General features: G+C 67.9%; 9 protein-coding genes. 7 read left to right on the forward strand and 2 right to left on the reverse strand.

What is annotated here, in order from left to right; all coding sequences use genetic code 11:
* Positions 1–24 precede the first annotated feature (24 nt).
* On the reverse strand, positions 25–1,452 hold the full coding sequence (tldD, locus tag DFR49_RS10610; RefSeq protein ID WP_119035714.1) for a metalloprotease TldD: 1,428 nt from the start codon (positions 1,450–1,452) through the stop codon (positions 25–27).
* A gap of 19 nt (positions 1,453–1,471) precedes the next feature.
* Positions 1,472–1,717, reverse strand: a complete 246-nt coding sequence (locus DFR49_RS10615; protein ID WP_119035715.1) for a zinc-finger domain-containing protein — start codon at positions 1,715–1,717, stop codon at positions 1,472–1,474.
* Positions 1,718–1,875: 158 nt separating this feature from the next.
* Between DFR49_RS10615 and DFR49_RS10620 the strand changes: the two genes are divergently transcribed.
* The 7 genes from DFR49_RS10620 to DFR49_RS10650 all read left to right on the forward strand — a co-directional run bounded on the left by DFR49_RS10620 (position 1,876) and on the right by DFR49_RS10650 (position 12,773).
* Positions 1,876–2,799, forward strand: a complete 924-nt coding sequence (locus DFR49_RS10620) for an ABC transporter ATP-binding protein (RefSeq protein ID WP_119035716.1) — start codon at positions 1,876–1,878, stop codon at positions 2,797–2,799.
* 333 nt (positions 2,800–3,132) lie between these two features.
* Entirely contained in the window at positions 3,133–4,593 is a 1,461-nt protein-coding gene (locus tag DFR49_RS10625) for a helicase HerA domain-containing protein (protein WP_119036370.1), read from the forward strand.
* Positions 4,594–4,660: 67 nt separating this feature from the next.
* Positions 4,661–5,389, forward strand: a complete 729-nt coding sequence (locus DFR49_RS10630; protein WP_119035717.1) for a nuclear transport factor 2 family protein — start codon at positions 4,661–4,663, stop codon at positions 5,387–5,389.
* Positions 5,390–5,560: 171 nt separating this feature from the next.
* Positions 5,561–7,162 (forward strand): L-aspartate oxidase, encoded by a 1,602-nt coding sequence (nadB, locus tag DFR49_RS10635; protein WP_119035718.1) that lies wholly within the window; start codon positions 5,561–5,563, stop codon positions 7,160–7,162.
* Between the two features lie 146 nt (positions 7,163–7,308).
* A complete protein-coding gene (bla, locus tag DFR49_RS10640) occupies positions 7,309–8,460 on the forward strand; it encodes a class A beta-lactamase (RefSeq protein ID WP_119036371.1) in 1,152 nt (383 codons plus the stop codon).
* A gap of 39 nt (positions 8,461–8,499) precedes the next feature.
* Positions 8,500–11,262, forward strand: a complete 2,763-nt coding sequence (polA, locus tag DFR49_RS10645; RefSeq protein WP_119035719.1) for a DNA polymerase I — start codon at positions 8,500–8,502, stop codon at positions 11,260–11,262.
* Positions 11,259–12,773: a lipopolysaccharide biosynthesis protein gene (locus tag DFR49_RS10650; protein ID WP_119035720.1), complete on the forward strand. Its 1,515-nt coding sequence runs from the start codon at positions 11,259–11,261 to the stop codon at positions 12,771–12,773. The genes polA and DFR49_RS10650 overlap by 4 nt, the downstream gene beginning before the upstream one ends.
* Positions 12,774–12,868: the final 95 nt, after the last annotated feature.

Consider the following 12,868-nt stretch of genomic DNA (forward strand, 5'->3'; position numbering starts at 1 on the left):
ATCGCAGGCGGCAAGGCGGCGGCGTCACATCGCCCTGCCGCCGACCGTGAGCCCCCCGACGAGCAGCGTCGGCTGGCCCACGCCCGCGGGCACGCCCTGCCCGCCCTTGCCGCACATGCCGATCCCCTCGTCGAGCGCGAAATCATCGCCGATCCCCTCGACGCGGGTGAGCACGCTCGGCCCGTCGCCGATCAGCGTCGCGCCCTTGATCGGCGCGCCCAGCCGGCCGTTTTCGATTTCGTATGCCTCGGTGCACGAAAACACGAACTTGCCCGAGACGATATCGACCTGCCCGCCGCCGAACGCGCTGGCGAAGATCCCCTTCTTCACCCGGCGCATCAATTCGGCGGGATCGTCGCTGCCGGCACGCATGAAGGTGTTGGTCATCCGCGGCATCGGCGCGTGCTCGAACGATTCGCGGCGGCCGTTGCCGGTCGGCGCCATCCCCATCAGCCGCGCGTTGAGCCGATCGTGCATATAGCCCTTGAGGATGCCGTCCTCGATCAGCACATTTTCCTGCGTCGGCGTGCCCTCGTCGTCGATCGTCAGGCTGCCGCGCCGGTCGAGGATCGCGCCGTCATCGACCACGGTGACACCCGGCGCCGCGACACGTTCGCCGATCCGGCCCGAAAAGGCGCTCGTGCCCTTGCGGTTGAAATCGCCTTCGAGCCCGTGGCCGACCGCTTCGTGGAGCAGCACGCCCGGCCAGCCGGGGCCGAGCAGCACGGTCATCTCGCCCGCGGGCGCCTCGACCGACTCGAGGTTGACCAGCGCCTGGCGCAGCGCCTCGTCGATCGCGCGGTTCCACACGTCCTCGCCCATCAGCCGGTCGTAGAGATAGCGCCCGCCGATCCCGAAACTGCCGGTTTCGCGCCGCCCGCCGGCCGCAACCGTGATCGAGACGTTCAAGCGCACCAGCGGCCGGATGTCGGTGGCGACGAAGCCGTCGGCGCGCACGATCTCGACCACGCTCCACGATCCCGACAGCGACACCGAGACCTGCGCGACACGGCGGTCGCGCGCCCGCGCCGCCGCGTCGACCGCCAGGCACAGGTTCACCTTGTCCGCGAACGGCACGAGGTCGATCGGATCGGCGTCGGTATAAAGGTGACGGTTGGTCCGCTTGGGCGCGCTGCTCCGCGCTTGCGTCGACGGGTCGATCAGCGCCATCGTCTCGCCCGCGCGCCGGATCGCGGCGGCCGACAGTTCGTTGGCGTGCGCGAACGCCGTCGTCTCGCCGGAGACAGCGCGTAGCCCGAAGCCTGATTGCGTATCGTAGCTCGCGGTCTTGAGCCGTCCGTCGTCAAAACCGAACGACTCGCTCTTGCGATATTGCAGGTACAATTCGCCATCGTCGGCGCGCGCGAGCGCTTGCCCCGTGAGGCGGATCGCGGCGTCGGGATCGAGCCCCTGGCCGTAGAGGAAGCTGCGCGGATCGGCGGAAATCGTCATGCCCGCCGATATAGGGCGTCTAGCCCGCGTCGCCAGACGGGCTCGCACCCGAAGCGATATCGGGAAGCGCGGCCTGATCGACGCCATCGGCCGGCCCGCCGGCAAGGATGAAGCGCCGGTCGCAATAGCCGCAATCGACATAGCCGTGCTCGTCGATCTCGAGGAACACGCGCGGATGGCCGAGCGCGCCGGGAATACCGTCTCCGCTGCCGTCGCAGGCGATGCGGCGGTGGGTGACTCGGATCGTTTCGGGCGGCGGGATCATGGATGCGCCGATAGCAAGGTGCGCTGCGGCGGGCAATCGCCAACCGACATCCCGCCATGCCAGCGGAAGCCGGCACCTCGCGCGGCAAGAGACCCCGGCTTTCGCCGGGGCGACGACGAGGGTTGGCGTGACAACCAGACCATCCTAGATGCCCCTCCATGACCGACGCCGCGATCGCCATCGACCAACTCTCCAAAACCTACGAAGGCGGCAAGCAGGCGCTCGACAATGTCTCGTTCGAGGTGCCGCGCGGCAGCATCTTCGGGCTGCTCGGCCCCAACGGCGCGGGCAAATCGACGCTGATCAACATCCTCGCCGGGCTCGTCAACAAGACCAGCGGCAGCGCCGCGATCTGGGGTTTCGACATCGATCGCAACCCGCGCAATTCGAAGGCGTCGATCGGCATCGTCAACCAGGAAATCCTGTTCGACCCCTTCTTCACCCCCTATGAGACGCTCGAGATCCAGGCCGGCCTCTACGGCGTGCCCAGGGCGAAGCGCCGCTCGATGGAGCTGCTGCGCGCGGTCCATCTCGACGACAAGGCGAACGCTTATGCGCGCACGCTCTCGGGCGGCATGAAGCGCCGGCTGATGGTGGCCAAGGCGATGGTCCACGCGCCGCCGGTGCTGGTGCTCGACGAACCGACCGCGGGCGTCGACATCGAGCTTCGCCAGCAGCTCTGGAGCTATGTCCGCGGGCTCAACCAGGCCGGGGTGACGGTGGTGCTGACGACGCATTACCTCGAGGAAGCCGAGGAATTGTGCGATCGCATCGCGATCATCAACCACGGCCGGCTGATCGCCAACGAGCCCACGCGAACGCTGGTCGGCAAGGCCAAGGAGAAACTGGTCGAGGTGACGGTCGATCGCGACGTCGCCGAAGCGCCCGCCAGCCTCCGCTTCGAAAAGGTCGAACTGAAGGGCGATCGGGTGCTCGCGATCACCTACGCCAAAGACCAGGCCAATGCCGGCGACGTGTTCGCCGCGGTGCAGGCGCAAGGCTATGGCATCATCGACGTGTCGACCCGCGAAGCCGACCTGGAGGACGTGTTCCTGAGCCTCACGCGCGCCGCGAACGCCTGACGCTCGTCCCGTCATGCCGGACTCGTTCCGGCATCCAAATCTCCAAGAGCGGCAGCGTTTGAGGCGCATTGGACCCCGAACGTAATTCGCGACTATCCCGTTCGGGCATGTAGTCTGGGAGAACGGTGCGCGAGTGCCGTATTCGTCCCTTGTGCTCCCGCGAAGACGGGAGCCCAGACTGGGTCAATACCGGGCTAAGCATGTCCCGCATGCTCAACCCGGTACTCCTTCGCGGGGACGCAAGCGAGGCGCTACGGATTGCGCGCCATCGAGCCGCCACCTGCCGATAGCGGCTTGCGTTGCGCCGCCGCCTTGCCCCATGCGCTGCCGGCGATGACGTTTCAGGTGGACATGGGTTTGGACGATGCCGGCCGCACGGTCGCGATCGATCTTGAGGAACTGCTCGCGACGCGGCTGCTCGTCCAGGGCAATTCGGGCTCGGGCAAATCGCACCTGCTGCGCCGGCTGCTCGAAAAGAGCGCGGGCGAAGTCCAGCAGATCGTGATCGATCCCGAGGGCGATTTCGTCACGCTCGCCGACCATTACGGCCATGTCGCGATCGAGGCGGTCGATTATTCGGCGACCGAGATCACGCGCTTCGCCGGGCGCTGCCGCGAGCATCGCACCTCGGTGGTGCTCAGCCTCGAAGGGCTCGAGATCGACAGCCAGATGCGCTGCGCCGCCGCGTTCCTTTCCGGGCTGTTCGATGCCCCGCGCGACCATTGGTATCCCGCGCTCGTCATCGTCGACGAGGCACAGTTGTTCGCCCCCTCGGGCGCCGCCGAGGTGAGCGAGGACGCGCGGCGCGGGTCGCTCTCGGCGATGGCCAACCTGATGTCGCGCGGGCGCAAGCGCGGTCTGGCGGGCGTGATCGCGACCCAGCGACTCGCCAAATTGTCGAAGAACGTCGCCGCCGAGGCCTCCAATTTCCTGATGGGGCACACCTTCCTCGATATCGATATGGCGCGCGCCGCCGATCTGCTCGGCATGGAGCGCCGCCAGGCCGAGGCGATCCGCGATCTCCAGCGCGGCAGCTTCCTCGGACTCGGCCCGGCGATCGCACGCCGATCGATCACGGTCAGGATCGGCGCGGTCGAAACCGCCGCACGCAGTACCAGCCCGCAGCTCGTGCCGCTGCCCACAGCGCCGGCGGAGGACATGCGCGAATTGTTGTTCGCCGATCTGGAGGATGCGGCGCCGGCCCCGCCACCGCCACCCCCGCCTCCTCCGCCGCCGACCGCCAACCAGATGCTCGCCGACCTCGCCCGCGCCTCCGCCGAGGCCGTCCCGCCCGCCGAAGCGGAGGAAGAACCGCAGGACCACGAGCCCGTCATCGTCGACGTGCTGCGCGCGATCATCGCCGATGCCGATTCGGCCGCGCGGCCGATCGCCGCTTTGTTCCAGGATTTTCAGGTCCGCTGCCGGATGGCGGGGGTGCGCCGCCCGCTGCTCGATCCGCCCGGCTTCGCGCGGCGGCTGGCGGCGGCGCGCGCGGGCATCTTCGAATCGCTCGACGACGATTGGGCGGATGCGCTCGCGGTCGCGCGCGACCTTCCCGACGACATGCTCGGCGTGTTCCTGCTGATCGCCCGCACCGCACGCGACGGCGCCCCCTGCCCCGGCGACGAGACGATCGCCGACATCTACGGCACCAGTTCGCTCGGCCGCGCGCGCCGCGTGCTCGCCTATATGGAAAGCCGCGACGTCATCGTCCCGCGCGAGGATCTGGCCGGACGCCGCTCGATCGCGATTCCCCAACTCGGCTGGACGACCCAGCCCGCCGAGCCGGCGTGATGCCTTAGCGCTTCCTCGAACATCACCTATTGTGTATTGCCCAAGTCATACACCTGCGGAGGATCGGATGTTCTTGCTGCTCTTGGCACTTGCGGCCGCTGGGCCTGATCCTGCGTCGGCGGACCAGCAGGTCGAGGCGGCGGACGTCGCCTTCTGGCGCGCGTTCAACGCCTGCGACCGCGCCGCGATGGCGCGGCTCATCGCCGACGACGCCGAATTCTACCACGACAAGACGGGCCTCACCGCCGGCCGCGAGCGCATCGTCGCGTCGCTGATGGACGGGCCGTGCGGTACGCCCGGTCTGCGCGTGCGTCGTGAGGCCGTCGCGTCGAGCGTCAGGGTGGACCCGGTGCCGGGCTATGGCGCGATCGTCAGCGGGCGCCAGCGTTTCTACGCGCGCAAGGGCACCGCGCCCGAGGCGGTCGACGGCGAGGCACGTTTCGCGGTCGTCTGGCGACTCACCCCCGATGCCGCGCAGATGGAACGCATCCTGAGCTACGATCACGGCGCCGTGCAGGCCGAGGTGCCGGTGTGCGAGGTCGCGCTGCCGCCGGCTGCGCTCGCCGCGCTTACGGGCCGCTACGCCTCGCCGATGGGCGAGATCGTGGTGACGAGCGACGACACGCATCTTCACCTTGTCTCGGGAAAGCTCCGTACCGTTCTGATCGCGACCGGCCCGCGCAGCTTTCGCGTGCCCGATCGCGCGCTCGTCATCGACTTTCCCGCCGAGCGCGCCGGCCGCATCCGCGTGCGCGAGAACGGCGCGATGGTCGCCGAGGGCAATCGGCAGCAATGATCGCACGCCCCTCTGTCCTACAGGCCCCGATCTGTGGCAGAGAATGGGGATGAGCACGATCGGCCCGTCCTGCACCCACCGCGACCGCGCGCCCGGCATTGTCCGGTTGGAACTCCATCCGCGCGACACTCTCCACTTTCTCCACTTCACCTCCGCTGAGAGGCATTGCTCGTGAGCGACACCCAGCATTCCAGCGACGTCCTGATCGTCGGTTCGGGCGCGGCGGGATTGACGGCGGCGCTCAACCTCGCCGAGCGCTTCAAGGTGACGGTGCTCGCCAAGGGCGCGCTCAACGAAGGCTCGACCGCGTGGGCGCAAGGCGGAATCGCCGCGGTGCTCGAACCCGGCGACACGTTCGAAAGCCATATCGAGGATACGATGATCGCGGGCGCGGGGCTCAACGATCGCGCGGTCGTCGAATTCGTCGTCGAGGGCGCGCCGCGCGCGATCCAGCGGCTGGTCGATCTCGGGGTGCCGTTCAATACCGAGGGCAAGACGCTCCACCTGACGCGTGAGGGCGGGCACAGCCACCGCCGCATCGTCCATGTCAACGACGCCACCGGCTGGGCGGTTCAGGAAGCGCTCCAGCGCGCCGCCGAGGCGCATCCCAACATCACGCTGGTGCCCGATCGGGTCGCGATCGATCTCGCCACCAGCCGGCACGAGGAACGCTATTCGGGCGCGGGCAATGTGTGGGGCGTCTATGCCGTCAACCGCGCCACCGGCCATGTCGAGACCTTCACCGCCAACGCGACGATCCTCGCCACCGGCGGTGCGGGGCGCACCTATCTGTTCTCGACCGCGCCGCGCGGCGCGACCGGCGACGGTATCGCGATGGCGTGGCGCGCGGGCTGCCGCATCTCGAACATGGAGATGATGCAGTTCCACCCGACCTGCCTCTACAACCTGGAGGTCAAGAATTTCCTGATCACCGAGGCGGTGCGCGGCGAAGGCGGGCAATTGAAGCTGCCCCCCGGCGTGCCCGGCGGCGGCCATCGCTTCATGCCCGATTTCGATCCCCGCGCCGAGCTGGCCCCGCGCGATATCGTCGCGCGCGCGATCGATCATGAGATCAAGCGGTTGGGCCTCGATTACGTCCATCTCGACATCAGCCATCGCGGGCCCGATTTCGTGAAGGCACATTTCCCGACCATCTACGACAAGCTGCTCGGGCTCGGGATCGACATGACGACCGATCCGATTCCGGTGGTGCCCGCGCAACATTATACCTGCGGCGGGGTGGTGATCGATCGCGACGGCCGCACCGATCTGCCGGGCCTTTATGCGGCGGGCGAGGTGACGCAATCGGGGCTCCACGGCGCCAACCGCCTGGCCTCGAATTCGCTGCTCGAATGTTTCGTGTTCGGCGAGGCGGCAGCACAGCATATCGCCGCGCATTGGGACGATCTGCCGCCCCCGCCCGCGATCCGGCCATGGGACGAAAGCCGCGTCGCCGATTCGGACGAGGAAGTCGTCATCAAGCAGAACTGGACCGAGATCCGGCGCTTCATGTGGAACTATGTCGGCATCGTGCGCACCACCAAGCGGCTCGAGCGCGCGGCGCACCGGATCAAGATGCTCAACGACGAGATCGCCGATTATTACGGCCATTTCCGCGTCACGCCCGACCTCATCGAGCTGCGCAACCTGCTCCAGACCGCCGATCTGATCGTCCGCTCCGCGCTCCATCGTCAGGAGAGCCGCGGGCTGCACTACACGCTCGATTATCCCGAAACCCTGCCCGACGCGGTGGATACCGTGCTGGTGCCGTGACGCGGGATGCACGGTTCATCGCGTATTTACCGGCATTCGCCGCAGGATTGGCGGGCAACTATGTTGCGATCGTGCGGAAAACCGCATGATTCACGGTAACGAAAGCGTCGGGGCGCGAGTATAGTCGAATGATCTGGAACGCGAGGATGACGAAATCCGCGGTGGCCGTCGCCGCGGCGATCGCCGTGCTCGCGGGCTGCCGCGCGGACGACCGGATCGGCGCGGCGGTGGCAAGCGTCGGCCGCGTCGCCCAGCCCGCGCAACCGAGCTACAGCGTCCGCGTGCCGGTGCCGCCCGCGCCGGTGCGCATCGCCGCGCCGCAGCCGCTGGTCGCCGCGATCAAGGCGATCGGCACCCAGTTCGACGGCAAGGTCGGCATCGCCGTCCAGAGCATCAACCAGGGCTGGACGGTCTCGAGCAACGGCGACGTCAAGATGCCGCAGCAGAGCGTCAGCAAGCTGTGGGTCGCGCTCACGGTGCTCGACCTGCGCGATCAGGGCCGGCTGACGCTCGACGATCCCGTCACCGTCACCAAGGCCGATCTCACCTTGTTCCATCAGCCGGTGGCGAGCCTGGTCGGCGACACCGGCTATCGCACCACCGTCCGCGATCTCCAGTATCGCGCGATCACGTCGAGCGACAACACCGCCAACGATCGCCTGCTCAGCTATGTCGGCGGGCCCGAGGCGGTGCGCGCGATGATCGCGCGCAAGCAATTGGGCGCGATCCGCTTCGGCCCCGGCGAGCGTCTGCTCCAGAGCTACACCGCCGGGCTGACATGGCAGCAACGCTATTCGGCCGCCGGCGCCTTCCAGCAGGCGCGCGCCGCGCTGTCGCCGGCGGTACGCGCGGCGGCGTTCAACGCCTATGTCGCCGATCCGATCGACGGCGCCTCGGCCAATGCGATCGCCGATGCGCTCGCGCGGCTGGTGAAGGGCGATCTGCTCTCGCCCTCCTCGACGCAGTGGCTGATCCAGACGATGTCGGAGACGCGCACCGGCCGCGCCCGCCTGCGCGCGAACCTCCCCGGCGGCTGGAGTATCGCGCACAAGACCGGAACCGGGCAGGATTTCGGCCGCCGCACCGCGGGCTTCAACGACGTCGGCGTGCTGACCGCGCCCGATGGCCGCCGCTATACCGTCGCGGTGCTGATCGGCGATACCAGCCGCCCGGTGCGTGAGCGCCAGCAGCTCATCCAGTCGGTCGCCGGTGCGGTGATCGCCGCCGAACACAACCGTTCCGATATGGTCGTGGCGCAACAGCCTGCGGCGATGTCGTCCGCCAGCGGCGCAAACTAGTTTCGCCGCACGCTCGCCTGCGATAGAGCCGGGCGGGACATGACCAATCACCTCTATCTGGTCGATGGCTCGGGCTACATCTTCCGCGCCTATCACCGCCTCCCCCCGCTCACCAACATCCGTGGCGAGCCGGTCGGCGCGGTCTACGGCTACACCACGATGCTGTGGAAGCTGGTCGACGAACTCCACAAGGCCGACGGCCCCACCCACATGGCGGTGATCCTCGACAAGTCGAGCCACACCTTCCGCAACGAGATGTACGATCTCTACAAGGCGCAGCGGCCGCCGCCGCCCGAGGATCTCGTCCCCCAATTCCCGATGATCCGCGACGCCACCCGCGCCTTCTCGCTGCCGTGCATCGAGGAAGAAGGCTGGGAAGCCGACGATCTGATCGCGAGCTACGCCAAGGCCGCACTCGCGCAAGGCTGGCAGGTCACGATCGTGTCGTCGGACAAGGATCTGATGCAGCTCATCGAGCCCGGGCTCGATCTCTACGACACGATGAACAACCGCCGGCTGGGGCCTGAGTACGTCCAGGAGAAGTTCGGCGTGCCGCCGGCCAAGCTCGGCGAGGTGCTCGCGCTGATGGGCGACAGCGTCGACAACGTGCCCGGCGTCCCCGGCATCGGCCCCAAGCGCGCGTCGGACCTGATCAATCAATTCGGCGATGTCGAGGCGGTGCTCGCCGCCGCGCCGGGCCTGAGGCCCTCCAAGATGCGCGACAACCTGATCGAGCATGCCGAGATGGCGCGGCTGTCGCGGCGGCTGGTCGAACTCGCGCGCGACGTGCCGCTCGAACACCCGCTCGAAGAATTGACGCTGCAAGGCATCCCCGAGGCGCCGCTCAAGGCGTTCCTCGAACATCACGGCTTCCGCTCGCTGCTCGCGCGGCTGGGCGCGGTCGCCGATGCGCCGGTGGCGGCTCCGGCCGCCGATGTCGTTCTGCCCGACGAGGAACCGTGCGATCACGATGCTTATGAAACGGTGATCGACGCGGCGACGCTCGAACGCTGGATCGCCGAGGCGCGGCACCAGGGCTTCATCGCGGTCGACACCGAGACCACCGGCAAGGATGCGACCCGGGCCGAGCTGGTCGGCGTCAGCCTCGCGCTCGCCCCCAACCGCGCCTGCTACGTGCCCGTCGGCCACGGCGGCAGCGACATGTTCGCCGAGAAGCCGGTTCAGCTCGATCGCGCGCTGGTGCTGGCCAAGCTCAAGCCGCTGCTCGAGGACGCCAGCGTCCTCAAGATCGGGCACAATCTCAAATACGACGCGATCATTCTCGGGCGTCTCGGGATCGCCATCACGCCGTTCGACGACACGATTCTGATGAGCTTCGATCTCGACGCCGGGCTCCACGGCCACGGCATGGACGAGCTTGCCGCGACGCACCTGTCGCACACCTGCATCGCCTACAAGGACGTGGCCGGCACGGGGAAGAAGCAGATCGGCTTCCACGAGGTCGATCTCAAGGCGGCGACGCGCTACGCCGCCGAGGATGCCGATGTGACGCTCCGGCTGTGGCGGCGCTTCAAGGCACGGCTGCCCGCCGAGGGCGGCACGCGGGTCTACGAGATGGTCGATCGCCCGCTGGTGCCGGTGATCGCGGCGATGGAAAGCGCGGGCGTCAAGGTCGATGCCGACGCGCTGGGCCGTCTTTCGACGCAATTCGCACATCAGATCGCCGACCTCGAAATCGAGATTCACGGGCTCGCGGGTGGACCGTTCACGATCGGCAGCCCCAAGCAACTGGGCGATGTGCTGTTCGATCGGCTCGGGCTGAAGGGCGGGCGCAAGGGCAAATCGGGCGTCTATTCGACCGACGTCAACGAGATGGAACGCCTCGCCGCCGACAAGGACCAGCCGCAGGGCGCGGCGATCGCGAAGAAGGTGCTCGACTGGCGCCAGCTCAGCAAGCTCAAGAGCACCTATACCGATGCGTTGCAGGCGCAGATCAACCCCGCGACGGGGCGCGTCCACACCAGCTACTCGCTCACCGGCGCGCAGACCGGGCGGCTGAGTTCGACCGATCCGAACCTCCAGAACATCCCGATCCGCACCGAGGTCGGCCGCCAGATCCGCGACGCCTTCGTGGCGGAACCGGGCAATGTCATCATCGCGGCCGATTATTCGCAGATCGAGTTGCGGCTCGCCGCGCACATGGCCGACGTGCCCGCGCTGCGCGAGGCGTTCGCGCGCGGCGACGACATCCACGCGATGACCGCGACCGAATTGTTCGGCGAAGTCACACGCGACACGCGCGCGCAGGCCAAGACGATCAACTTCGCGATCCTCTACGGCATCTCGCGCTGGGGGCTCGCCGGCAGGCTCGACGTGACGCCCGACGAGGCGCAGGCGATGATCGATCGCTATTTCGAGCGCTTCCCCGGCATCAACCGCTACATTGCCGAAACGCTGACGAGCGTGCGCGAGCACGGCTACACCGAGACGCTGTTCGGCAGAAAAACGCACTTTCCGCGCATCAAATCCAAGGTCCAGCACGAACGCCAGGGCGCCGAGCGCGCCGCGATCAACGCCCCGATCCAGGGCACCTGCGCCGACATCATCAAGCGCGCGATGGTGCGAATGCCGGCCGCGCTTGCCGACGCCGGGCTGCCGGAGGTGCGGATGCTGCTCCAGGTCCATGACGAACTGGTGTTCGAAGCCCCCGACACCGATGCCGACAAGGCGCGGGGCGTGATCGAAGCGGTGATGGCGGGGGCGGCCGAACCGGCGGTGACGCTGTCGGTGCCGCTCGCCGTCGAGATCGGCGTGGGCAAGAGCTGGGGCGCAGCGCATTGAGCGAGGCCGGGGGCAAGGCGGACATCGCCGCGCTGGCCAAGGGCGGACGCACCAATGTCGGCGGTTTCGTGCTGCGGCTGATCGCGCGGCTTCCGTTCCTGTTCATCGCCGGGCGGCTCTACGGACCCGATCTGGTCGGGCGGTTCGCGCTCGCCGTGGTCGTGGTCGAACTGGCCGCGCTGCTTGCCACGCTGGGGCTCAAGCGCGGGCTGGCGCAGGCGCTCGCCAACACCGATCGGCCGCACGTCCATGTCGTGTGGGATGCGATGGCGCTCGCCTTCGTGATGTCGCTGATCGCGAGCGCGGTCCTGATCGCCTTCCCACAGGTCATGTATCCCGACAGCGTGGTCAAGGGGCTCGATCGGTTCCTGCCGTGCATCATCTTCGCGATCGCCTGGTCCGACGTCAGCCTCGCCGCGCTCGCCTATCGCCTCAACATCAAGGCGACGGTGACGGCGCGCGCGGTGGTCGAGCCGTGGACGATCAGCATCGCCGCCTGGGTGATGTCATACGTTTCGTTCCACGACGGGCTCGTCCTGTCCTACGTCGCGTCGATGGCGGCGGCGATGATCGCGTCGGTGATCCCGTTCGTGCGCAGCTACGGCCTGCCCTATGGCTGGTCGCCGCGCATTTCGGAGCTGTTCACGCTAGCCCGGCGCAACGTGCCGCTGGCGGGCGCCGATGCGATCGAATGGGCAACACGCAATGTCGATCGCTTCATCCTCGGCTTGCTGTTCGAGCCGCGGATCGTCGGCATCTATTTCATGGCGCAGCAGGTGTCGTCGCTGCCCCAGAAGCTCAAGACGAGCTTCGAGCCGGTGCTGGGCCCGGTGATTTCGCGCAGCCTTGCCGACGACAATTACAAGGCGGTCGCCAATCAGGTGCGGCAGGTCGGGTTCTGGACGATCGCGGCGCAGGCGGGAATCGCGCTGGCGCTGTCGATTCCAGGCGAAGCGGTGATGGGCATGGTCGGCCCCGAGTTCGTCGCGGGCACCGCCGCGCTCGGCTTCCTGCTCACCGCCGAGGTGCTCGCCTCGACAGGGACGGTATGCGAATCGGCGCTGGTCTACGTCGCGCGGATGCGCAATCTGATGATCTCGCTGACGATGCTGGGCGTGCAGATCGCACTCAGCTTCGCGCTGATCCTCGCGATGCGAAGCCAGCATTGGCCGATCGATTACCAAGCCGCCGGGCCTGCGGTCGCGCTGATGGTATCGGTCACCATCACCTCGCTGATCAAGGCGCTGGTGCTCAAGCGCGTGCTCAAGGCGCCGGTATCGGGCTATCGCTGGCCGCTGGTCTGGGCGGCGCTGGCCGCGATCCTGATCGGTACGATCTTCACCTCGCTGCCCAGGAACATGGAATGGGCCGAACTCGTCATCGGCATCCCGGCGATCGCGGCGACCTATCTGTTCATCATCTGGCGCTGGGCGTTCGGGCCGGAAGACCGCACGCTGTTCAGGAAGCTGCCGCGCGGTGACGAGGAAGCGCAGCCGGCGGGAACCAACTGAGGTTTTTTATCCGTATCCGGCTTCGCCGCATCCGGGTGTGCCGCACCGGCCCGCTCCCCCACCCCGCCTCCCAACGGCAGTATACTGAATGGGAG

The sequence above is a fragment of the Hephaestia caeni genome, assembly GCF_003550065.1.
GTDB classification, from domain to species: Bacteria; Pseudomonadota; Alphaproteobacteria; order Sphingomonadales; family Sphingomonadaceae; genus Sphingomonas; species Sphingomonas caeni_A.

Bases quoted from the DNA above. Each gene is read 5' to 3' on its own strand.
- DFR49_RS10620 (WP_119035716.1), top strand. From the start codon at position 1,876: ATGACCGACGCCGCGATCGCCATCGACCAACTCTCCAAAACCTACGAA.
- DFR49_RS10615 (WP_119035715.1), bottom strand. From the start codon at position 1,717: ATGATCCCGCCGCCCGAAACGATCCGAGTCACCCACCGCCGCATCGCC.
- DFR49_RS10625 (WP_119036370.1), top strand. From the start codon at position 3,133: ATGACGTTTCAGGTGGACATGGGTTTGGACGATGCCGGCCGCACGGTC.
- tldD (WP_119035714.1), bottom strand. From the start codon at position 1,452: ATGACGATTTCCGCCGATCCGCGCAGCTTCCTCTACGGCCAGGGGCTC.
- DFR49_RS10630 (WP_119035717.1), top strand. From the start codon at position 4,661: ATGTTCTTGCTGCTCTTGGCACTTGCGGCCGCTGGGCCTGATCCTGCG.
- bla (WP_119036371.1), top strand. From the start codon at position 7,309: ATGACGAAATCCGCGGTGGCCGTCGCCGCGGCGATCGCCGTGCTCGCG.
- polA (WP_119035719.1), top strand. From the start codon at position 8,500: ATGACCAATCACCTCTATCTGGTCGATGGCTCGGGCTACATCTTCCGC.